The sequence below is a fragment of the Neobacillus sp. plas4 genome (assembly GCF_057221695.1).
Genome location: NZ_CM170152.1, coordinates 4534594 through 4556804 on the forward strand (window position 1 = coordinate 4534594; position 22211 = coordinate 4556804).

Here is a 22211-nt window from a genome sequence, read left to right on the forward strand (position 1 = left end):
TTAATTCATAATCCGGCGAACCGAATAAATATCTGGGATCTGTTTAATGCGTTCTACCACTTTCTGCAAATGGCTAACATTGTGAATCGCAATCGACATAATAATGGTCGCCATTTTATTGCGGTCAGATCGGCCAGAAACAGCGGAAATATTTGTTTTCGTTTCATTTACCGCCTGCAGAACCTCATTCAGTAAGCCGCGGCGATCATAACCACTTATCTCAATATCGACATTATACTCTTTTCGGTCATTTAAAGAGGATTCCCACTCAACAGGAATTAACCTTGCTTGCGCATCATTTGAATCAATATTGGTACAATCTGCCCGATGAACCGATACACCGCGGCCTTTTGTAATAAAGCCGACGATTTCGTCACCTGGAACTGGATTGCAGCATCGGGATAAGCGGATTAATAAATTATCAATTCCAGCAACACGAACTCCCGATTCCCTTTTCTTTGTTGAAGGGAAAGCCTTCATATCTGAAATTGCATTTGTGATGGTCGCGGATTGCTCCTGATCACGCTTTTTTCGCCATTTTTCGGTTAATCGATTGGCTACTTGTAGTGCTGTAACCCCATTATAGCCGACAGCAGCATACATATCGTCTTCATTGGCGAAATTAAACTTTTCAGCTACCTTTTTCAAGTTATCAGCAGTTAAGATTTCCTTTAAATCAAATTCCATGGCACGGATTTCTTTTTCAACAAGCTCCCTGCCCTTATCGACGTTTTCATCCCTGCGCTGTTTCTTAAAGAATGCACGAATCTTATTCTTAGCCTGAGACGTTTGAGCTAGCTTTAACCAGTCTTGACTTGGTCCATAAGAATGCTTGGATGTAAGGATTTCGATAATGTCACCTGTTTTGAGACGATAATCCAGCGTTACCATTTTCCCGTTCACTTTTGCCCCAATCGTTTTATTGCCGATTTCAGAGTGAATTCGATAAGCAAAATCAATCGGAACAGAACCTGACGGTAATTCAATGACATCTCCCTTTGGAGTAAAAACAAAAACCATATCAGAGAATAGATCAATTTTTAATGATTCCATAAACTCTTCTGCGTTCGCCGTGTCATTTTGGAATTCAAGAATTTCTCTAAACCAAGTTAATTTTTGTTCATAAGAAGTGGTATCACTTAGTGCTTTCCCTTCTTTATATGCCCAATGAGCAGCAATACCGAATTCAGCAATTCGGTGCATTTCAGATGTCCGAATCTGAACCTCTAGTGGATCACCCTTTGGTCCAATAACCGTTGTGTGAAGTGATTGATACATATTAGGCTTTGGCATCGCAATATAGTCTTTAAACCTTCCAGGCATAGGCTTCCAGCATGTATGAATAATTCCTAAAACTGCATAGCAATCCTTAATACTATTCACGACAATTCGAACTGCCAGCAGGTCATAAATCTCAGTAAATTGTTTATTTTGCTGGACCATTTTGCGATAAATGCTGTAAATATGTTTTGGTCTTCCAGAAAGCTCAGCATTTATGGACACTTCCTTCATCCTGCTGCTGACCTCGTCCATTACATCGACTAAGTATTGCTCCCTTTCCGCCCGCTTCTTTTTCATTAAGTTCACAATACGGTAATATTGCTGTGGATTTAAATATCTTAATGCAGTATCTTCCAACTCCCACTTAATCTTAGAAATACCAAGGCGATGGGCAAGAGGAGCAAAGATTTCAAGTGTTTCATTTGAAATCCGGCGCTGCTTCTCAACTGGAAGGTGTTTAAGCGTCCTCATATTATGCAAACGATCGGCAAGCTTAATCAAAATAACGCGGATATCCTGAGCCATTGCCACAAACATTTTTCTGTGGTTTTCTGCCTGCTGTTCCTCATGTGATTTATATTTAATTTTTCCTAATTTCGTAACCCCGTCGACAAGCATGGCCACTTCGTCATTAAATTCAGTTTCGATGTCTTTTAAGGTAACATCGGTGTCTTCAACAACATCATGGAGAAAACCGGCGGCGACCGTTGCAGGATCCATCTCCAAATCCGCCAGAATCCCAGCAACTTGAATAGGATGAATAATGTAAGGCTCCCCAGATTTTCTATATTGTTCACGATGAGATTGTTTGGCGAATTCATATGCTTTCTGAACAAATTCACAATGCTCTTCGTTTAAATAGGCCCGCGTCTTGTCGATGACTTGTTCGGCGGTTAGCACTTGATCGTTCGCCATAAAATCACCTTATTTTTCGTCTCATTTTTTATAATTGAATGTTGATATATTATTACTAATTATTAATGAATGTACCTATTATCGAAAAAAAAACATCAGATGTAAAGGGATTGATATTTATTTTACAGTATTTTAAGAAAAAAGTGTCGAAAAACAACTAATTACTACCATGAACCGTTCTCTTCTTATAACAAGAGAGCACTCCTTCACGAGTGCCCTCATTATTATTAATAATTCAACAATGTCATGATGTCGTAGCCATCAAGTTTCTTACGACCATCAAGGTAGGATAATTCAATCAGAAAAGCAATTCCAGCAACCACACCGCCAAGCTGTTCAACTAATTGGATTGTTGCTTCAATCGTTCCACCTGTTGCTAACAGGTCATCTGTAATCAGAACACGCTGCCCCGGCTGAATGGCATCCTTATGAATGGTTAGGACATCACTGCCATATTCTAACCCGTAGCTGACTTTAACAGTTTCTCGTGGAAGTTTACCTTCTTTACGAACCGGTGCAAAACCAATACCAAGGGCATAGGCTACAGGACAGCCGATAATGAATCCTCTTGCCTCTGGTCCAACAATTAAATCAATTTGCTTATCCTTTGCATAAGCAACAATCTGGTCGGTTGCATATTTGTACGCAGCGCCATTGTTCATTAGCGGCGTAATATCCTTGAAGGAAATACCTGGTTTTGGGTAATCCGGTACGATTGCTATAAATTGCTCTAAGTTCATTACTTAACTGCCTCCTCAATAGTAACTGATTCCTCTATAACCTGGTCAAACCAGCTCTTTAATTGCTGAAAGGATGAAAATAATAAATCTCTTTCAAGTGCATACTGAGCATGTTTGGTTTGGTAGGTAATTGAATCAGTAAGGTCACGCTTTTGTGATTGTTTATTCAATGTAATAAATCCATTGTTAATTGTAACAAAATCTAGTTCAGAAAACACCTTTGACATAAAAGTGACGGTTTCTGTCGACCAGCCGCGTTGCTTTGCAATTTCATCCCCATAACGGCCTAAATCAATAGGGCCTCTTTTTAATAATAAGGCGTAAAACCATTTAAAATGGTCCCTAGTAGGTACGGTGCTAAAGAAATCGCTGGATTCTTTATAGAAATATGCATAAATACGGGCTGGCGGTTTTCCATTAAATAAGTGGCAAAGAATGTCTTTCGATGGCGGCAAGTCAACAAGAACAACATTTGCCTGATGAGAATCAAATGCTTTGGCCTCGGCTTCATCTTGTATGAGTATTGCCTCACTCGAAAGTGCAGGGTCAATTTTAGTAAGCTGGTCCCTGTTAAAAATAACATATTTTCGATTTTCTTTAGGAATAGATTGAGATAGTGAATGAATACGTTTGTCACCGCGGTGATCAAACAATTGCCACGACTCAACTGCAACATCCTGAATAAAAATTTGTGGTTTACGAATATTATTCCACTCATTGATGGCTAATTCACCAATTAACGAAATTTTTGATGCTGGTGAAATTTGGTCGACTAACTGCCCAAGTCCAAAACCAATTCCATCTAAGTTCGCACCATTCTCATTTACCATTATTTTCAGATGATTTTGCTCCGAGCCTATCTTTCTAATTGTGGAGATTTGAACATCATGAATTAAGACCTTCGGCTTAGGATTGTCCATTCCGAATGGAGCAAGTAAATGTAATTCATCTAGAGAAGCTAAGTTGATCTCTTCAATATTTATTTGATGATCAAGTAAGGTAATCGGAACAAAGTCATCATCTGTTAACTGTTCATTCGCAAGATTATTTAATCTATGTCGCAGTTCTGAAACATTGTCTAATTCTAAGGTCATCCCCGCTGCCATTGGATGTCCTCCAAAATGTGGCAGGATATCCCGACAGGTTGATAGGTTTTTAAACAAATCAAACCCGGTAATACTGCGAGCAGAGCCCTTTGCCAGACCTTTTTCTTTGTCAAAACTAAGAACAATCGTCGGCCGGTAAAATCTTTCCACTAACCGAGAAGCAACAATCCCAATGACACCGGCATTCCATCCTTCTTTCCCAATCACCAATACGGAGTTCGAATCGATTGGATAATTTTTTTCAACCTCTTCTATCGCTTCTTGAGTAATAGAATTGACAATGGACTGTCTAGTCTTGTTTAATTCATCCATTTCTTGTGCTAAGGCTTCAGCTTCAAAGTGATCATCTGTCAATAATAGCTCAACTGCCATATCGGCGTCCCCTAATCTGCCAACAGCATTAATTCTTGGCGCCAGAGTGAAGCCTATGGTTTCTTCGTTAATATTTTTTGGATCAACACTTGCTACCTTAAATATAGCTTTTAGCCCTTTGTTGGAGGTCACTTTTAATTTCTCCAAACCTTTTTTTACAATCAGGCGATTTTCATCTTTCAAAGATACTAAATCCGCAATCGTACCGATAACGGCGATTTCTAATAAGTGCTCGGGAAGTTCCCCATATAAGGCATGGGCTAATTTAAGAGCCACTCCTACCCCAGCTAACTCACGAAATGGATAACTACTATCAGGCAGTTTCGGATGTATAATAGCCAGTGCTTCAGGTAAAACCGGACCTGGCTCATGGTGATCGGTAATAATTAAGTCAAGACCCAGTTCATGTGCAATTGCTGCTTCATTTACGGCAGAAATACCTGTGTCTACAGTGATGATTAACTTTATTCCTGATTCAGCTGCACGGCGAAAGGCAGGTTCATTCGGTCCATATCCTTCCGTGAAACGATTTGGAATATAAAATTGGACATTGGCACCCAATTCTCTCAGGGTAACCATTAACACGGTAGTGCTGCTTACACCATCCGCATCGTAATCTCCAAATATTAAGATAGGTTCTTGATTTTCAATTGCTTTATGAATTCTATTTACAGCTATATCCATACCTTTTAACAAAAAGGGATCGTGGAATTGTTCTTTCCCAAATAAAAAATACCGTGCTGAATCAACGGTATCCATTCCTCGGTTGATAAGCATCGACGCAACAAGCGGCGTTATTTTCAATTCACTTTCGAGAGTTTTTATTAATTGCTGATCGGATTTACGAACAATCCATCTAGTTTTCGACTTTAACATGCGTTCACCCCTCAGACTTTACTATTATACAGGAGTGATTTAGAGCTTTCAATCATGGATATTTTGCCAATACAAAAAAACCGCAGGAGAATCTGCGGTCTTTTCTATGATTAAACTTGCGGCTCATCAGAGTACACTCTTTTTTCTTTTACTGTTTTAATGGTACCCTTCTTTTTCAATTCCTTTGCTTTTATAACAACCCAAAGGTTTGTCGCAATGAAGACTGAAGAATATACACCAGAAATTAATCCTACTAATAAAGCAATGGAGAAGTTTTGAATCGATTCATTACCAAAGATAACCAACGCAACAACAGTAAATGTTACAGTAAGCACTGTGTTAAATGAGCGTGTTAATGTTTGTCGAACACTTACATTCACAATCTCTGCAATTTCGTCGAAGGTCTTGAGGCGCTTTTTCTTATTCAAGTTCTCGCGCATCCGGTCGAAGGTTACAATGGTATCATTAATTGAATAACCAATAATTGTTAACACAGCGGCAATAAAGGTTAAGTCCACTTCCAGTCTAGTGAAACTGAAGAAGGCAAACATGAAAAATGCATCGTGTAACAAGGAAGCAATAGCAGCAACGGCCATGGCAAATTCAAATCGGATGGTTACATAGATTATAATTCCGATTGAAGCGATAATGAGTGCGACGACACCATTTTTCGCTAGTTCTTTTCCGACTGTTGGTGAAACAGTACTTACATTAGGATCAGCACCAAATTCTTTATGAAACTCCGCTTTTAACTCAGCAATTTCGTCTTTTGATAATACCCCTACTAATCTGGTTGAGGCTCTGTCTTTATTATCGCCAGAAATAACAATACCTTCTGTTTCTAAATCAAGTTTAGCAAATGCACTTTCCACCTGTTCGGTTGTAAGTGGTGCATCTGACGATACATCAATCCGTGTACCGCTTGAAAAGTCGATGGAAAGGTTCAGACGGAATATAAGAATTAATACTAATCCAACAGCAAGAAGCGCGCCTGAAATCATAAAGAATAGTTTTCTATATTTTACAAAATCAAACCTGTCCCATCTTGTTGGAAGATCAATTGTATCAAAGTTTTCTTTAATATCCTTAACCGCTGATTTTTTCACACTAAACCAGCCGATCCGTTTATTTAAGAAACCGCTATATACCCATAAACCTAGTAATAGACGTGATCCATACACAGCTGTAATAAAGCTTAGCAGAATACTCACCAATAACATGGTGGCAAATCCTTTAATTGAGCTTGTCCCGTAAAAGAACAGAACAGCTGCAGTTAACATTGTTGTTAAGTTAGCGTCAAGGATGGATGTAAAAGCATTTTTGTTACCTGCCTGAAATGCGGATTTTACCGATTTGCCTACCTTAAGTTCTTCCCTAATCCGTTCAGCGGTGATGATGTTCGCATCGACAGCCATACCCACCCCGAGGATAAGAGCAGCGATTCCCGGCAAGGTTAATACGGCATTCATCCAATCAAATATTAACAGCACAAGATAAATATAAGCAGACAAAGTAATAACAGCAATCAAACCTGGGAAACGATAGTAAAACAGCATGAATAAGAAGATAACAGCCACACCGATTATACCTGCAAAGATCGTTTCATTTAATGCTTCTTCACCAAATTGGGCTCCGACAGAGGTAGAGTATACTTCAGTTAGTTTAACAGGAAGGGCACCGGCATTTAGGAGCGAAGATAATTCTTGTGCTTCCTCCACGGTAAAGTTTCCTGTGATAGAAACTGTATTTTGATTAAATACCTCTCTTACAGTTGGTGCAGATAAAAATTTAGGATTTTCTTTTGTGATTTCTGTTTTAAAGGAATCTTTTCCTTCCTCGAAGTCAAGCCAAATAACTAAAAAATTGTTTGGTGCCATACTTACAATTTCTTCTGTAACACTTTTGAATTTTTCTGCACTTTTTAATTTTAAGGAAACACTAGGTGCTCCATTCTCATCAAAAGTTTGCTTTGCGCCATTCTCAGCTAAGTCGGTTCCGTCCATCATGATCCGGTCATTGGCATCACGGAAGGTTAGGTTTGCTTGTGTAGATAAAATATCCCGTGCTTCATTTTGGTCGGTTACCCCTGCAAGCTGAACGCGAACACGATCTACTCCCTCAACTTGTATAGTCGGTTCATTCACACCGAGGACGTCTATACGCTTAGTCAGCGCTTCAGCCGTACTTGCTAATGTATCTTGGGTTACTTTCTCCCCTTTTTTTACAGTTTCAACCTTATACAGGACTTCAAAACCACCCTGAAGGTCTAATCCTAACTTAATGTCTTTTAATATACCATTCGTTGTTAATCCCATTGTACTTCCTATTAGTAATATAACTAGCAGGAAAGCGATGATTCTACTGCGCTTAACCATTATGTAATGTTCCTCCTTAGGGCTTAAACCAAAGTACTGCCATGTAAATGCCATATAGTAATAAACGTTGATTTTATTATGAAATAGTTTAGAAATGCTGTCAATTTATTCTAAGAAAGTTGTTATCACTATTTATTTCAATAACTCTTTCCATTCATTTTCATCTTCTAATTTAAAATCATTGTTTTTATACATTTCTATCGTTGTAAAGCTTATATAATCACTGACCTTAACGGAGAGTATATCATCGATAATCTCATAAAGTCTTATTTCCTCTTTAACCTTCTTCCATTTCTTTTTTAATAAAAATTCCCAAAGATTGCTTTCTGATACATCAATATAGCCAAGCAAGCGAAACTCCTCCAGTTTGCTTACTAATGCAGGCTTTACCTGGGTGTGAAAATGATTGTATGCGTGGCTTTTCTCCAATGCAGCTGCCTCCCTAGACACTTAAGTCCATCTCAATTGTTTTTAAAATAGGCTGTTTATGAAATGATTATTGTTAAAATCTTAAAGCCGATTTTAACCTGGAAATAGTTATTTTGCACTTTAGAATTTAGTTTGCAGTCTCTTTTCTTATTGGAATTATTCTATTTTCTGCGGAAACTTAGCATAAAAATTAAATTGTTCCATCAAGCCACAAAGTTTAAGAAAAGAGCCTTAAATAAAAAACACCTTGTCATGCTTTGTCCACCCTTATGCATATAGATTAATTGTATATGAATTCTTCTTTTTTGAGAAGGTGGGAAGTAGGATGTCAAAGTTTTTAAAAGGGACTTTTATCCTGTTAATTGCAGGATTAATAACGAGAGTACTAGGTTTTATTAACAGAATTGTCATAGCACGAAGTATTGGTGAAGAAGGGGTAGGCCTCTACATGATGGCTTTTCCCACTTTTATCCTTGTGGTAACCTTAACACAAATGGGACTCCCGGTTGCGATTTCAAAGAATATCGCCGAGGCCGAGGCAAAGGGAAATCATCAAGAAATTAAAAAAATTCTTGTTGTTTCACTCGCTATCACGATTTCCTTATCACTCATTTTTACCCCAGCGTTAATTCTATTAGCACCTATACTATCTACCACTCTCTTTACTGACCCAAGAACGTATTATCCGTTAATCGCAATCGCGCCAGTTGTCCCAGTCATTGCCGTCTCCTCTGTCTTGAGAGGCTATTTCCAAGGCAGACAAAATATGAGACCATCTGCTGTATCGCAGATCTTAGAACAGCTTGTTAGAATTACCCTGATTGCTGTCATGACAAAAGCTTTTCTTCCATATGGAATTGAATATGCCGCGGCTGCAGCAATGGTCGCAGCCATCGTTGGGGAAGTAGTTTCTTTAGTCTATCTCATGACCGCGTTTAAATTAAAGAAAAGATTTAAACTTCGAAAGAATTTCTTTCAATTTGTTCATTCAGGAAAGAAAACATTTAAGGAGTTAATGGAAATTGCCCTGCCAACAATGGGCAGCAGAATGATTGGGTCTGTCGCTTGGTTCTTTGAACCGATTGTTGTTGCCCACAGTTTAGCAATTGCTGGAGTTGTTGCGGTTGAAGCAACGAAACAATACGGTTCATTAACTGGTTTTGCCATGCCATTATTATTACTGCCTTCGTTTATTACCTATTCGTTAGCCACTTCTCTTGTCCCTGCCATAAGCGAAGCGAATTCACAAAAGAACAATCAATTGATTGAACATCGTTTGCAGCAGGCGCTGCGTTTTGCCTTTTTAACGGGAGGATTATCGGTTATTGTCCTATATGTTCTAGCCGATCCACTCATGCAGCTTATGTATGGCTCGACAAAAGGATCTTATTTTATTCGGATAATGGCCCCTTTCTTTTTATTTTATTATTATCAGGGTCCGCTGCAGGCAGTATTGCAGGCCTTAAATCTAGCTAGAGCTGCCATGATTAATAGTTTAATTGGTGCGGTTGTAAAAACAGCTGTAATCTTCTTACTTGCCTCACAGCCTTCTTTTGGAATAACAGGAGTTGCCTTAGGCATTATCGTAGGCTTTGTATTAGTAACTGTTCTTCACTTTGCGACTGTATTGAAGAAGATTTCATTTAGTTTTTATATAAGGGATTACCTGAAGGGTGCTATTGTTATGGGTATCTCCGCTTGGATCGGTTACTGGTTATTCAATCACATCCTGTTAGGCGAACATCTAGTAATCAGAGTTCTATCTGCTGCTAGCGGCATGTCGTTCGTATATATTTTTCTGCTCATTCTTGCTGGCTTAATTAAAAAAGAAGAACTGAGAAGAATTCCGATTATCCGTAATATCATACCGGTTTAAACAGATAAGAAGACACTCCTTAGGAACGTGTCTTCTTACCTTTCGTCTATAATGTCTACAAAGAACTTTCCATTTTCATAGCTGCAAAATGATATTTTTCGAACATCTTGATAACCCATTTTTTGTAATTCCCGGCGCAACCAAAAATTTGTTTTGTCGATCCGCTTTAAATTTTCTTCCTCAATCTTCCCATCAATAATTAAGGGAATGGTAATATCCCCTTCTTGGGGCTGTCCATCTTTGTTATACTTTTTTTCGATCACAGAAAGGCTTCCTGAGGATTCTAAGATGGCAAACTCCACATCACCTATACTGCGGATATCCTTTTCTCTTAATTGTGTCAATAAATCATCGAAGTTGTAGCGCTGCTTTCTCATCGCATTTTCATCAATTTTTCCTTTGTTAATAATAATGGTGGGTTTCCCATCTACAAAATCACGAAACCTTTTGCTTTTTAACGATACTTTTGCCATGACTATCTGGATAAACATTAATAAAATCATGGAGAGGGAAGTGGTCGTAATTGATTGTTTAGGATTTTCAATCGCAATTATGGCTAACTCACCAATCATGATAAAAACGACAAGATCGAGAATACTTAACTCTCCTATTTCACGTTTTCCCATTAAGCGAAAAATGATGAGGATAAGTACGTAAAAAAGTATTGTTCGGAAAATAACCGTTAAGTATTGTTCCACAACTGTCCGCCCCTTTGTTTAGCACTCTAGGTTATTGTTCGCTTTTTCGGCTTAATCATTTAAGGAATATTATCCCATTAAAAATAAGAAGTTTTTATTCTATTTTAAAAAGCCGGGAATATGCTTGTACTAGGTAAGAATCTGTTTATCTAAGATTTACAACACAAAGATAAATAACGTAAGGGGGAGAGTATGATCGAATCAAAAAGCTTTGGTACAGCTATTTTGTACGGGTTAATTTTTATTTTCTTATTTGCCATCGTAAGCAGCGCCATATTTGCCTTAATTCTTAACTTTACCTCAGTTCGAGAAGTTTCACTTCAATATGTTGTAACAGCTCTATCGTTTATCGGGGTATTTGGAGGAGGATTTTTGTCTGGCGGTAAACGTAAGCAGAAAGGGTGGCTGATAGGTGGTTTAACAGGCCTGATTTATAGCCTGATTGTATTTTTATCCCAATACCTAGGCTACGACCGCCTTTTTGATGCAGAGCAAGTAATCTACCACGTTTGCTATACGTTAATCGCGATGATGGGTGGAATTCTAGGGGTAAATATTTCAACTAATAATTCAAGGACAGCATAAATAAAAGGAAGCCAGTTAATTGGCTTCCTTTTATGCGTTCTACTTATCTAATGAAACTTCTGCAGTTGTTGATGTTTTTGCTGATTCTGTTACTTCACGAATCGCATTTCTGTCAAATGTAAGACGGCTTCCGTCTCCACATTTAATCACAGCTTTATTTTCGTCGATTGAATCGATAAAGCCATGTAAACCGCCGATCGTGACAATTTTATCACCTTTTTTCAATTCGTTTTGCATTTGCTGTACAGCTTTTGTACGTTTTTGCTGTGGACGAATGAGTAGGAAATAAAATAATACAAACATTAAAATCAATGGAATGATTGAACCAAGTCCTTGCATGTTGTTCCCTCCTTTCAAATAGTATCTATTAGAAATTTTTCGCGTTCGGTTTATTAAAACCATAACGTTCAAAAAACTCTTCGCGGAAATCACCAAGCCTATCCTCTCGGATTGCTTGTCTGACTTTCTCCATTAATCTTAACAGAAAATATAGGTTATGATAAGATGTTAATCGAATTCCGAAGGTTTCATCGCATTTAATTAAGTGACGAATGTATGCCCGGCTATAGTTACGGCAAGTATAGCAATCACAATCAGGGTCCAGCGGTCCAAAATCTTTCGCAAATTTAGCATTCTTTACCACCAAACGTCCAGTACTTGTCATCAATGTACCATTTCTAGCAATTCGGGTTGGCAGGACACAATCAAACATATCAATCCCGCGTATTGCCCCATCAATCAAGGAATCCGGAGAACCAACCCCCATAAGGTATCTTGGCTTATTTGCCGGCAGCAGCGGAGTCGTAAATTCAAGCACTCTATTCATGATGTCCTTAGGCTCACCAACAGATAGACCACCTACTGCATAACCAGGAAAATCAAGTGACACAAGGTCTTTTGCACTTTGCTTACGAAGTTCTTCGTACTCTCCACCTTGAACAATTCCAAATAGTCCTTGATCATTAGGTCTTTGATGAGCATTCAAACAGCGCTCAGCCCAGCGAGAAGTTCTCTCTACTGATTTTTGCATGTATTCATATGTTGCCGGATACGGCGGACATTCATCAAATGCCATCATAATATCGGAACCAAGGTCATTTTGAATTTCCATTGCTTTTTCTGGTGATAGAAATAATTTTTCACCACTCATATGATTACGGAAATGAACGCCTTCTTCTTCTATTTTACGGAACTCACTCAAACTGAAAACCTGGAAGCCGCCAGAGTCGGTTAATATCGCCCGGTCCCAATTCATAAACTTATGAAGACCGCCAGCTTCCCTGATAATCTCATTTCCAGGACGAAGCCATAAGTGGTAGGTGTTGCTTAAGATAATGCCTGCACCCATTTCTTTTAAATCTTCGGGAGACATAGTTTTTACTGTGGCAAGCGTTCCTACCGGCATAAATGCAGGTGTATCAAAGGAACCATGAGGTGTATGTACTCTTCCTAAGCGGGCACCCGTTTGCTTACAGGTTTTAATAAATTCATATCGAATCGCAGTCAAATATTTTTCTCCTTCCTTTCGGGTTAATCAAAATGATTAACCTCGTTCACCTAAATGATCAGCATGGCGTCGCCAAAGCTGAAAAAGCGATAGCGTTCGTTTACCGCAGTATTGTATGCATGCAAGATATGTTCTCTTCCTGCCAGCGCACTAACGAGCATAATCAACGTTGATTTTGGCAAGTGAAAATTAGTAATCATGCCATCGATCGCCTTAAATTGATACCCTGGATAAATAAAGATATTGGTCCATCCACTGCTTGCCGTGAAGCTGCCATTGTTTTCGGAAGCGATAGTTTCAAGCGTTCGGGTTGATGTGGTCCCCACCGTAATAATTCTGCCGCCATTTTTCCGCACTTCATTTAACAACCTTGCAGTCCCTTCGGTAAGCATATAAAATTCCGCATGCATATCATGTTCGAGCACGTCCTCAACACTTACAGGCCTGAAAGTACCAAGCCCAACATGAAGGGTAATAAATGCAACGTGAACACCTTTTTCTCTCACTTCATTTAACAGCTCTTCCGTAAAATGAAGTCCTGCTGTTGGAGCAGCAGCTGAACCAGGTTCACGCGCAAACACAGTTTGATATCGATCTCTGTCATCAAGCTGTTCTTTTATATAAGGCGGTAAGGGCATCTCACCAAGCTGATCTAGAATCTCATAAAAAATACCCTCATAATTGAACTCCAATACTCTTCCGCCATGTTCAGAGGTACCTGTACAAACAGCCGTAAGCAATCCGTCACCAAAATCAATTTCTGTTCCCTCTTTGACACGCTTAGCAGGCTTTACAAGTGTTTCCCAGTGATCACCTTCAAGCTGTTTTAAAAGTAATACTTCAATTTTTGCGCCGGTATCCTTTTTTACACCAAAAAGGCGTGCTGGGAGTACCTTCGTATCGTTTAATACGAGGCAATCTCCTTCACGCAAGTATTCACCAATATTTTTAAAAATTTCATGCTTAAGTTCGCCTGTTTCCTTATTAACAACCATTAACCTGCTATCTGTCCGGTTTTGAAGCGGAACTTGAGCAATTAACTCTTCAGGCAAATGAAAATCAAATAAATCTACCTTCATATAAAACATCCCTACTTATTAAAATTACTGTTTTGGCGGCTCCATACCAAAATGGTAATAGACTGATTCCGTTACCATTCTTCCTCTAGGTGTTCGCTGCAAAAAGCCAATTTGCAGTAAATACGGTTCATATACATCTTCAATGGTTTCAGACTCTTCTCCGATAGAGGCTGCAATTGTATCTAAACCAACAGGACCACCACGGAATCTTTCAATAATTCCCTTTAGGAGCTTATGGTCAATATGGTCAAGCCCCAGTTTGTCTACCTGCAGGAGCTCCAAAGACTTCCTCGCCAATGCCAAATCGATTTCCCCATTTCCTTTCACTTGGGCAAAGTCCCTTACCCTGCGTAGTAAACGGTTGGCAATTCGAGGGGTTCCCCGCGCTCTTCTTGCAATCTCGGCAGCCGACTGGTCATCTATTTTAGTTTCAAATAAATCTGCTGTTCTTAGTACAATATTTTTTAGTTGGTCTTCCTTATAATACTCGAGTCTGCTCAAAACTCCAAATCGATCGCGAAGTGGAGCTGATAAGGAGCCAGCCCTAGTGGTTGCACCCACAAGTGTAAACGGCGGCAGATCAAGTCTTACAGACCGAGCACTTGGACCTTTGCCAATGACGATATCGAGACAAAAGTCCTCCATCGCCGGATAAAGAACCTCTTCAATCTGCCTAGGAAGACGGTGAATTTCGTCGATAAACAACACGTCACCGGGTTCGAGGGCTGTAAGGATCGCAGCCAAATCACCAGGCCGTTCAATTGCGGGGCCAGAGGTTGTTCGAATATTCACACCCATTTCATTGGCAATAATGACAGCCAGCGTTGTCTTTCCTAATCCAGGAGGCCCATAAAGAAGTACATGATCTAATGTTTCCTTACGGAGTTTTGCAGCCTCAATGAAAATCTCAAGACTTTTTTTCACTTGATCCTGGCCAATATATTGTTTTAACGTTTGCGGCCGGAGGCTTTGCTCTAAGGAGATTTCGTTCTGGTTTGCTTCACTAGAAATAATTCTCTCATCCATGAATAATCACCTTATTTTAATAGCCGCTGCAGGGCTTTTTTAATATATTGGTCGGTTGATAACTGCTCTTTCTTTAACTCAGGTGAAATCTTCTTCACTTCTTTGTCAGAATAGCCAAGTGCTTTTAAGGCAAGTACTGCCTCTTCAAATGCATGATTGGTTGACTGTGCTGCGGCTGTGAACGTATCCGCATTAAATAGATTAGGGAAATAATCAGGAACAACATCCTGCAATTTTCCTTTTAAGTCTAGAATCATTTGTCTTGCTGTCTTTTTTCCGACTCCTGGGAATTTTACAAGGAAGCTTTCATCTTCATTTTCGATAGCGGAAACAACTTGTTGTACTTCACCAGAAGCCAAAATCGCCAGTGCCCCTTTCGGCCCAATCCCAGAAACATTCAACAATTTTGTAAAAAGCTTTTTTTCTTCTCGTGATTCAAAACCGTATAACGCCATTAGGTCTTCGCGAACATAATGATATGTATAGACAGTAACAATAGTATTTATTTTACCAGAATAAATAAACGGATTCGGCGTTGAAATTTGATAGCCTATACCATTATTCTCTATCACTAGATACTCAGGACCAACAAACTCAACGGTTCCTTTAATAAATTCGTACAATCGCTTTCTCTCCCTCAGCGTTTCATGTACTCCATTCTACCACATAATTTTAATGGATTTGTAAAAGAACGCTGGGTTAAGGAAGAATAAAAATATTCAGTGAAATAAAATAGCGGCCAAGTGTGAGGCCGCTGGTTATTCCACGAGCTGGTTCTTTACTGCATAAAGTGCAGCCTGGGTACGGTCTTGTAATTCTAGCTTTGACAATAAGTTGGAAACGTGTGTTTTTACAGTTTTTTCTGTTATAAATAGCGATGAGGCAATTTCCTTATTACTTTTTCCTTTAGCTATTTCTTTGAGAACATCCAATTCTCTTTTCGTTAACTCGGAAAGTAAATTACCTTCCTCTTTTTTGTTGGATAAATTAGCTAGCAGATGCGAGGTAGCTTTCGGATGAAGCTGATTTTCACCAGCCATAATCTTTTTAATACTGATAATTAGTTCATCAGGCTCAATGTCTTTCAACTGATATCCGGACGCACCCGCCTCTAATGCAGGAATGACATGATCCTGATCAGAAAAGCTGGTTAACATCATAATTTTTATTTCTGGCAGTTCACTTTTTATCAGTTTTGTCGCCTGAATTCCATCCATCTCCGGCATAACAAGGTCCATCAGAATAAGGTCAGGTTTCAATCTACGTGCCTGTTCAACCGCTTCCTTGCCATTTGCTGCTTCTCCGATAATTTCAATATCACGTTGTGTTTTTAGAAAAAATGCCAGCCCCCGTCTAACCACATGATGGTCATCTGCTATCAAAATTCGAATTCCCATTGTTTCTCCCCCCCCTAAATTGGAATCTGTATCTCAATTGCCGTTCCTTTTCCTGGTTCACTCGTTAATAAAAATGTCCCATTTAAGGCCTCTGTTCGTAATTTCATATTTTTTAATCCAAACGATGGAAGTTCAAGCTTTTCATCATAGTAGAAGCCACAGCCATCATCTTGAATAGTCATTGTGACGAAATCCCTGCTTCTATTTAAAAACAAGGTAACATGTGCGGTTTGGGAATGTTTTTTGCAATTGCCAAGCGCTTCCTGTCCTATTCTCCAAAGAGCTTCCTCCACCTTTTCTGGAAAGCTTGAGATTCCAGATAATTTAGCCTCCAACGTTAAACCCAGCATTTCCGCATAGCCCGTTAAGGCACTAATAATGCCATTTTCAAGTCCCTGCGGTTTAAGCTGCCATATCAGCGCCCGCATTTCCCCAAGTGCGTCCTGGGCAAGGTACTGAATATAGGAAAAGGTTTGTTTCACTTCTTCGTTATCCGTCATTTCCCTGCCTGCCCTAGCTGTCAGACTTAAGGAAAAAAGTAATTGATTCACAGAATCATGCAAATCCCTAGCGAGTCGATTCCGTTCGGATATCAGCGCGGTCTCCTGTTCCCTCTGTGTTAATTTAATTCGTTTAAGGGCAGTGCCGATTTGAAAGGCGACAGCCTCGAGCAGAGCAAGTTCATCTTTTTCAAAATGGGTTTTATAAGGTGAGCCGACATTTAATAGTCCAAATTTCTCATTCCCAGCTCTTAATGGGACGGTAGCATGATGGGTCAGACCGGCAGTATCGCCTGCTTTTTCAAGGAGGACGTTCTCGATTCGCTGACATTCGATTATGTTTACTGCTTTGTTCAATTTCCCGTTGTTATAGCGGCTTACACACCAGCAATCACCTGTGCACATTCGAAGGTTATTGTTATGTGCTAATGGTTCTGGCAGCGATACGTTTGCTGCCAGCTGATGGTCACCCAGTTCGTCAATTAAAAATATCCAGCCAGTCTGCAGCCCGGTTAAATGCAGGAGTTTCTTTAACACCCCTTCTAAAACGGTTTTTGAATCTGTCCCCTCATTCAATAATTCGGCTATTTCTTTTAAAATACCGATTTCTTCATATCTGGCCATGTAACACTCTCCCGATTTTGTATCTGTTGATTAAATCATATTCGTAAGCACCCTTTCATTTCAATTAATAAAACGAGGTATCTTAAATTTTTTTGAAGTAGGTTTTACCTTTTGATTAAAAGCTGAGGTGGGATTCTTCCCGTAATTCAGCAGGGATTGAGATTAGGGGCAGAATCTTGGTTGGATTCTTACCGTAATTCAGCCGGAGTCGGATTACGGGCAGAATCTTGGTTGGATTGTTCCCATAAATTGGCCGGAGTTGGATTACGGGCAGAATCTTGGTTGGATTCTTACCATAAATTGGCCGGAGTCGGATTACGGGCAGAATCTTGGTTGGATTCTTACCGTAATTCAGCCGGAGTCGGATTAGGGGCAGAATCTTGGTTGAATTCTTCCCATAATTCTGAAGGAATGCAATTTAGAGCAGAAACATGGATTCTGACTGGAAACCGAAAGAAGGAAACTCTAATTTGATTTGTTCCTAGGTTTTAAAAATTCTATCACTTCACCATTTGGACCTTGATAAAAAACGGTTTCCCAGCCATTTTTCAGTTTGAATGGGCCTTCTATAGCATGGATACCATTTTCGTGAAAAGTATTGATTACCTCGTGGACTCTGTCTACTTCAAAACATATGTGAACACCATGAGAATTAGGCTTTTGTCCTCCTGCTATCAGTTCAAGCCTAAAATCATGATTTGCTAGAAATACAATCTCTTCATCATTGAGTGACAATCTTCCCTCTTCCCGGAGACCAATAAACTTTTGATAGAAAGCGATTGATGTTTCCATATCCTTTACTTCAATCGCAAAATGATGAAAACGCATGATAGTTTTCCCCTTTATAAAATTAAATTCATATCGCCAAACTCATGCCAAAGGTATTGCTGTTCAATGGCTTCCTCATAGGCACTCCATAATAACTCTTGCGGAATAAATGCAGTGAGCATATCGAGGTGGCTCGCTTTTGGTTCATGAAACCCAGTAATAATCCCGTCAACCATTTTTAGTTGAAAACATTGATTAATATATAGATTTGTCACTCCACTTAAAGCACCAGATATGCCAGCACTCTCAAGGGCTCTCACCACCGTTGTCCCAACTGCAATTACCCTTCCACCCGCTGCTTTTGCCTTACGAATCTTTTCAATTGTTTTTTCGGAAAGATGGTATTCTTCGTAATTGTCAGTTGGTGATGTTTCCAATTCATCATCGAGAAGGTAGCTTAACCCCGTATGAAGCTGTATAAAATCAAGCTCGATCCCTTTCCGCTGGAGATTGAATAACAATTCCCAGCTGAGAGCTCTGCCCGCTGACGGCATTTCAACGGAACCAGGATGGCTGGCGAACACGGTTTGATAATAATCCAAACCCCATTTGTCATGGATATATTCATAACGAACAGGTTCACCAAGCGCATAAATAGTATTAAAAAGCTCTGTTCCTTTTTTTGAAAAAATCATGGTTTTAAGTGGTGAGTTTGCTTTCATGTCAATGACAACTGCAGTAAGGTCTGACGAAAATTGGAGGATGTCACCCAATCTTACTTCATCTGTCACAATCAGCACATCCCAAATCTCCTCATTACGTCGTCTTGCTAGCCGAATTTCAACCCTTTGTTGTACTAGTTTTGAATCCCTTAATAAACTGGCTTGCAGGATTGCAGGTACGGTTCGGCTGTTGTTCATAACAACCAAGTCCCCCTGCTTTAAATAATCACCAAGGCGAAAGAATTGGTCATGACTGACAGAACCTGTTTTTTTGTCTAGAACCATCATCTTAACATGGTCTCTTCTTACTCCCCTCCTCTCAGGCGGGTGTGAAGCATTTAACTTAGACGGTAAATAGAAATCAAATGCAGTAGAAACCATCATAATCCCTCCCCTGTAAACTCTTGTGCTTCAAAGCGCTGACCGGTAATTCCAATTGATTTCTCTGAAGCTAAATATAGGAACACATGGACGACATCCTCCGGTTTTGCGAGTGAGTAATCACAGTCAGGAACAGCTAGGCGGTGCATGTCGGTATCCATTTCTCCAGGGTCGACCATGTTAACACGAACATTGGTTGAGCTTAGTTCATCTGCCCATGTTTCCGTGAGACCTTCAACAGCAAATTTAGAGATCCCGTAAGCGCCCCAGCCTGCATAGCCCACATTCCCCGCTTCTGAGGTCACATTGATGATTGAGCCTTGATTGCGCTGCAGCATTCCTGGGATGACTCTTCTGGTTACAAGGAATGTTGACATTGAATTGACTCGTAAGACTTCAGCAAAGTCGTCTTCCGGATAATCGAGCAATAACGGCATGGGACTTGGTCCTAAAATGGAAGCGTTATTGATGAGAATATCAATTTGACCAAACTCCTCTTCTGTCATGGCTACAAACCGTTCTACATCTCTAGTAAGGGAAATGTCTGCTGTAACAGCCAGCACCTTAGCACCTAATGCTTCGGCTTCTTCTTTTACTTCTAGTATACCTTTAGGAGTTCTAGCACAAATGGCAAGGCTCGCTCCTTCTTTTGCGAATGCTAGAGTTAATGCCCTTCCTAACCCTTTTGATGCGCCTGTAATCATGACTACTTTTTTATTTATCATTTTTATCGCTCCTTTAAGTGTTTAACTTGATGTCTTTAGCTTAAAGGATTTTGGAAATTCCTCCCTCCGAAAAAAGCTTGAACTTTATCTACAACTTTAGGATGAGAAAAATTGGTTGAAATTCATGAAGCCCGAAAACTACCCGTATAAAAAGTACGGGCCTCATGATTGATTCATGAAGCCCGAAAACTACCCATATAAAAAGTACGGGACTCATGATTGGTTCATGAAGCCCGTAAACTACCCGTATAAAAAGTACGGGCCTCATGATTGGTTCATGAAGCCCGAAAACTACTCATATAAATAGTACGGGCCTCATGATTGGTTCATGAAGCCCGAAAACTACTCATATAAAAAGTATGGGCCTCATGATTGGTTCATGAAGCCCGTAAACTACCTGTATAAAAAGTACGGGCCTCATGATTGGTTCATGAAGCCCGAAAACTACTCATATAAATAGTACGGGCCTCATGATTGGTTCATGAAGCCCGAAAACTACCCATATAAAAAGTACGGGCCTCATGATTGGTTCATGAAGCCCGAAAACTACTCATATAAAAAGTATGGGCCTCGTGAAAAAAATTCAAGTGGCCCCAAAATTAAATACTATTTTGATGTGTTTGTTTCCCTTTATTCGTGAAATTCAGGTTAATGGGAATCAAAAACCATCTTTGTTTCCCTTGACCGGTAGTATATCCCGGCATAGGGAATCAAAAACTCTCTTTGGCTCCCTTCATCCCGTGAAATCTCCCATTAAGGGAAACAAAACTTCTCACCTTGCTTATTCCTGCTTAGAATATGGTTTAAAGGTTTCTAAAACCTCTACATACCGATCTTTAGTTTTAATGGGGATACCTTGGAGAAGTTCTTCTTGCTTATTACTTTCAAGCTTTTTCACATCTATTTGAAAAAAAGATTGAATGATTCGCGAACGGTCAGGACGTCCATTAAATATAGTTAATACCCCATCCTCACTAAGTCCAAAATAGCCATTTGCCTTAAGTAACGGTGAAATATCATCCTCTTGTTTTCTAAAAACCATCGTTGATTCATCCATGTCCACTAACTGCCATTGGTCATACTTGGCCCAAAAGTTTTCAATTGACCAATAAGAATCAAGGACAACTTCCTCGCTTATTTCTCCATCAAGATAGACTCTTTCCAAAATAATGGTCAATTGCTGAGGTTCCGATTTCTGCTGATCTTGATGGTTTTCCATTTGTTCGGCGGAGCCATTGTACATAACGCCAGGCACCTTTACGAAAGACATGAAGAGAACAACCGCAACAAGGGCTAAACCAAGCCGATACTTTGTTACCCAATTGAACCTCATGCATAATCACCTCTTAGTTTTTCGAGATCTAATTCATTTTCATTACTAGTTTAGCCTTTTTTTCCCTTTTTATCCTATTTTAAAAAAATCAAAAGAGGCAAGCCGTTTTCAGCCTTGCCTCTTTTTACATATTATTTTCGGCTATTTGGTTCTAATAGCTGGGAATCATTGTTTCTGTTCCGATCACGCCCAAGAGTTCCATCATCAAAGATAACTTGCACGGATCTCCCAGCTGCTAATGGCCTAACGGCTTCTTGAATGGCTCTTCTTGTTTCCTCCGCTCTATTACCATCAGTTAATTTTACGGAAACCATAATAGAGTTTCCATAAACAACAGAGCGGACTTGTTGAACATTCTCAACGTCTGCTACCTTACTTTTAATTCTTTCTGTTGCTTTATCTTGATGTTCAGGATTTGTAGTGGTACCTGTATTCCCTAGTCTTTGATTTAAATGACCATGATAATTGGCATCACTCGTACTGAACTTATTATCCCGTTGAAAGAAATTTTTGTCATGTTTTGCGAGCGGTTTTGACGGGTTGGGTGGATTTCCATTTTCATCTCTATTACTAAACTGCTTTCTTCGCTCATCATTATTTGCTTGGTTTTCAACGCCAAGATTATGGTCCATCATCTCTGTGAACAGACCATCATTGTCCCCAGGCATGCCATTTGATCCATTTTTATGGTTTTCATCGGAATAGTAACCAACAGGCTGACCCATATTTTTGTGATCTTTATCCATAGCAGCACGGTCATCATTTGCACAACCTGACAGCCCAAAAGCGAATAAGGCTGACAGGGGAATCATCCACTGTTTCAAGTTCAAGCGAAAAACCCCCTCGCTAGGATCATGAGCATTAGAAAATATGCTCATGGTTAGGTTGTGAGCTTT

21 protein-coding genes are annotated in these 22211 nt (G+C 39.6%); 3 read left to right on the forward strand and 18 right to left on the reverse strand.

Going from position 1 to position 22211, the window contains the following annotated elements:
- From AC2TFD_RS22940 to AC2TFD_RS22960, 5 genes are all read right to left on the reverse strand, one after another.
- A complete protein-coding gene (locus AC2TFD_RS22940) occupies positions 1 to 2196 on the reverse strand; it encodes a RelA/SpoT family protein (RefSeq protein ID WP_335511925.1) in 2196 nt (731 codons plus the stop codon).
- A gap of 227 nt (positions 2197 to 2423) precedes the next feature.
- Complete coding sequence (locus tag AC2TFD_RS22945; RefSeq protein ID WP_335568509.1) at positions 2424 to 2936, reverse strand: adenine phosphoribosyltransferase; 513 nt, start codon at positions 2934 to 2936, stop codon at positions 2424 to 2426.
- Positions 2936 to 5290, reverse strand: a complete 2355-nt coding sequence (gene recJ / locus AC2TFD_RS22950; RefSeq protein WP_484674031.1) for a single-stranded-DNA-specific exonuclease RecJ — start codon at positions 5288 to 5290, stop codon at positions 2936 to 2938. Before recJ ends, AC2TFD_RS22945 begins: the two co-directional genes overlap by 1 nt.
- Before the next feature lie 110 nt (positions 5291 to 5400).
- Positions 5401 to 7665, reverse strand: a complete 2265-nt coding sequence (gene secDF, locus AC2TFD_RS22955) for a protein translocase subunit SecDF (RefSeq protein WP_484674032.1) — start codon at positions 7663 to 7665, stop codon at positions 5401 to 5403.
- Positions 7666 to 7797: 132 nt separating this feature from the next.
- Positions 7798 to 8094, reverse strand: coding sequence for a post-transcriptional regulator (locus tag AC2TFD_RS22960; RefSeq protein WP_335511917.1), 297 nt, complete (start codon positions 8092 to 8094; stop codon positions 7798 to 7800).
- 325 nt (positions 8095 to 8419) lie between these two features.
- Here AC2TFD_RS22960 and spoVB point away from each other — a divergent pair, with 325 nt between their 5' ends.
- The gene (gene spoVB, locus AC2TFD_RS22965) at positions 8420 to 9970 is read left to right on the forward strand and encodes a stage V sporulation protein B (RefSeq protein ID WP_335568512.1); all 1551 of its coding nucleotides are present in this window, start codon (positions 8420 to 8422) and stop codon (positions 9968 to 9970) included.
- 35 nt (positions 9971 to 10005) lie between these two features.
- Here the strand turns inward: spoVB and AC2TFD_RS22970 are convergent, their stop codons facing one another.
- Entirely contained in the window at positions 10006 to 10668 is a 663-nt protein-coding gene (locus tag AC2TFD_RS22970; RefSeq protein WP_484674033.1) for a DUF421 domain-containing protein, read from the reverse strand.
- A gap of 192 nt (positions 10669 to 10860) precedes the next feature.
- Between AC2TFD_RS22970 and AC2TFD_RS22975 the strand changes: the two genes are divergently transcribed.
- Positions 10861 to 11253, forward strand: a complete 393-nt coding sequence (locus tag AC2TFD_RS22975; protein WP_335511802.1) for a TIGR04086 family membrane protein — start codon at positions 10861 to 10863, stop codon at positions 11251 to 11253.
- A gap of 39 nt (positions 11254 to 11292) precedes the next feature.
- Here the strand turns inward: AC2TFD_RS22975 and yajC are convergent, their stop codons facing one another.
- The 7 genes from yajC to AC2TFD_RS23010 form a co-directional block, all read right to left on the reverse strand.
- Positions 11293 to 11592 carry a preprotein translocase subunit YajC gene (gene yajC, locus AC2TFD_RS22980; RefSeq protein ID WP_335511800.1) on the reverse strand — a complete coding sequence of 100 codons (300 nt, stop codon included), beginning with the start codon at positions 11590 to 11592 and terminating at the stop codon, positions 11293 to 11295.
- A 28-nt stretch (positions 11593 to 11620) separates the two neighbouring features.
- Positions 11621 to 12760, reverse strand: a complete 1140-nt coding sequence (gene tgt, locus AC2TFD_RS22985) for a tRNA guanosine(34) transglycosylase Tgt (protein ID WP_335511798.1) — start codon at positions 12758 to 12760, stop codon at positions 11621 to 11623.
- 50 nt (positions 12761 to 12810) lie between these two features.
- Positions 12811 to 13839 carry a tRNA preQ1(34) S-adenosylmethionine ribosyltransferase-isomerase QueA gene (queA, locus tag AC2TFD_RS22990; RefSeq protein ID WP_335568514.1) on the reverse strand — a complete coding sequence of 343 codons (1029 nt, stop codon included), beginning with the start codon at positions 13837 to 13839 and terminating at the stop codon, positions 12811 to 12813.
- Positions 13840 to 13863: 24 nt separating this feature from the next.
- A complete protein-coding gene (ruvB, locus tag AC2TFD_RS22995; RefSeq protein ID WP_484674034.1) occupies positions 13864 to 14865 on the reverse strand; it encodes a Holliday junction branch migration DNA helicase RuvB in 1002 nt (333 codons plus the stop codon).
- Between the two features lie 11 nt (positions 14866 to 14876).
- Positions 14877 to 15488, reverse strand: a complete 612-nt coding sequence (gene ruvA, locus AC2TFD_RS23000; RefSeq protein WP_484674035.1) for a Holliday junction branch migration protein RuvA — start codon at positions 15486 to 15488, stop codon at positions 14877 to 14879.
- A 135-nt stretch (positions 15489 to 15623) separates the two neighbouring features.
- Positions 15624 to 16262 (reverse strand): response regulator, encoded by a 639-nt coding sequence (locus tag AC2TFD_RS23005; RefSeq protein ID WP_335511790.1) that lies wholly within the window; start codon positions 16260 to 16262, stop codon positions 15624 to 15626.
- 14 nt (positions 16263 to 16276) lie between these two features.
- Positions 16277 to 17386, reverse strand: a complete 1110-nt coding sequence (locus AC2TFD_RS23010) for a GAF domain-containing sensor histidine kinase (RefSeq protein WP_484674036.1) — start codon at positions 17384 to 17386, stop codon at positions 16277 to 16279.
- A gap of 180 nt (positions 17387 to 17566) precedes the next feature.
- Between AC2TFD_RS23010 and AC2TFD_RS23015 the strand changes: the two genes are divergently transcribed.
- A complete protein-coding gene (locus tag AC2TFD_RS23015; RefSeq protein WP_484674037.1) occupies positions 17567 to 17860 on the forward strand; it encodes a hypothetical protein in 294 nt (97 codons plus the stop codon).
- Here the strand turns inward: AC2TFD_RS23015 and AC2TFD_RS23020 are convergent.
- The 5 genes from AC2TFD_RS23020 to AC2TFD_RS23040 all read right to left on the reverse strand — a co-directional run bounded on the left by AC2TFD_RS23020 (position 17852) and on the right by AC2TFD_RS23040 (position 22145).
- Positions 17852 to 18214: a VOC family protein gene (locus AC2TFD_RS23020; RefSeq protein ID WP_484674038.1), complete on the reverse strand. Its 363-nt coding sequence runs from the start codon at positions 18212 to 18214 to the stop codon at positions 17852 to 17854. The two genes, AC2TFD_RS23015 and AC2TFD_RS23020, sit on opposite strands and share 9 nt — an antisense overlap.
- Before the next feature lie 14 nt (positions 18215 to 18228).
- Positions 18229 to 19257 (reverse strand): S-adenosylmethionine:tRNA ribosyltransferase-isomerase, encoded by a 1029-nt coding sequence (locus tag AC2TFD_RS23025; RefSeq protein ID WP_484674039.1) that lies wholly within the window; start codon positions 19255 to 19257, stop codon positions 18229 to 18231.
- Positions 19257 to 19982, reverse strand: a complete 726-nt coding sequence (locus AC2TFD_RS23030) for an SDR family NAD(P)-dependent oxidoreductase (protein WP_335568520.1) — start codon at positions 19980 to 19982, stop codon at positions 19257 to 19259. The genes AC2TFD_RS23025 and AC2TFD_RS23030 overlap by 1 nt, the downstream gene beginning before the upstream one ends.
- 781 nt (positions 19983 to 20763) lie before the next feature.
- On the reverse strand, positions 20764 to 21315 hold the full coding sequence (locus tag AC2TFD_RS23035) for a BofC C-terminal domain-containing protein (protein ID WP_484674040.1): 552 nt from the start codon (positions 21313 to 21315) through the stop codon (positions 20764 to 20766).
- Positions 21316 to 21446: 131 nt separating this feature from the next.
- Positions 21447 to 22145 carry a YhcN/YlaJ family sporulation lipoprotein gene (locus AC2TFD_RS23040; RefSeq protein ID WP_335568522.1) on the reverse strand — a complete coding sequence of 233 codons (699 nt, stop codon included), beginning with the start codon at positions 22143 to 22145 and terminating at the stop codon, positions 21447 to 21449.
- Between the last annotated feature and the right edge of the window lie 66 nt (positions 22146 to 22211).

Coding starts and splice junctions, on each gene's coding strand:
- queA (WP_335568514.1), bottom strand. CDS start 13,839: ATGAAGGTAGATTTATTTGATTTTCATTTGCCTGAAGAGTTAATTGCT.
- AC2TFD_RS23025 (WP_484674039.1), bottom strand. CDS start 19,257: ATGGTTTCTACTGCATTTGATTTCTATTTACCGTCTAAGTTAAATGCT.
- yajC (WP_335511800.1), bottom strand. CDS start 11,592: ATGCAAGGACTTGGTTCAATCATTCCATTGATTTTAATGTTTGTATTA.
- AC2TFD_RS22975 (WP_335511802.1), top strand. CDS start 10,861: ATGATCGAATCAAAAAGCTTTGGTACAGCTATTTTGTACGGGTTAATT.
- recJ (WP_484674031.1), bottom strand. CDS start 5,290: ATGTTAAAGTCGAAAACTAGATGGATTGTTCGTAAATCCGATCAGCAA.
- AC2TFD_RS22940 (WP_335511925.1), bottom strand. CDS start 2,196: ATGGCGAACGATCAAGTGCTAACCGCCGAACAAGTCATCGACAAGACG.
- AC2TFD_RS23030 (WP_335568520.1), bottom strand. CDS start 19,982: ATGATAAATAAAAAAGTAGTCATGATTACAGGCGCATCAAAAGGGTTA.
- AC2TFD_RS22945 (WP_335568509.1), bottom strand. CDS start 2,936: ATGAACTTAGAGCAATTTATAGCAATCGTACCGGATTACCCAAAACCA.
- spoVB (WP_335568512.1), top strand. CDS start 8,420: ATGTCAAAGTTTTTAAAAGGGACTTTTATCCTGTTAATTGCAGGATTA.
- AC2TFD_RS23005 (WP_335511790.1), bottom strand. CDS start 16,262: ATGGGAATTCGAATTTTGATAGCAGATGACCATCATGTGGTTAGACGG.
- AC2TFD_RS23010 (WP_484674036.1), bottom strand. CDS start 17,386: ATGGCCAGATATGAAGAAATCGGTATTTTAAAAGAAATAGCCGAATTA.
- secDF (WP_484674032.1), bottom strand. CDS start 7,665: ATGGTTAAGCGCAGTAGAATCATCGCTTTCCTGCTAGTTATATTACTA.
- AC2TFD_RS23020 (WP_484674038.1), bottom strand. CDS start 18,214: ATGCGTTTTCATCATTTTGCGATTGAAGTAAAGGATATGGAAACATCA.
- ruvB (WP_484674034.1), bottom strand. CDS start 14,865: ATGGATGAGAGAATTATTTCTAGTGAAGCAAACCAGAACGAAATCTCC.
- AC2TFD_RS23035 (WP_484674040.1), bottom strand. CDS start 21,315: ATGAGGTTCAATTGGGTAACAAAGTATCGGCTTGGTTTAGCCCTTGTT.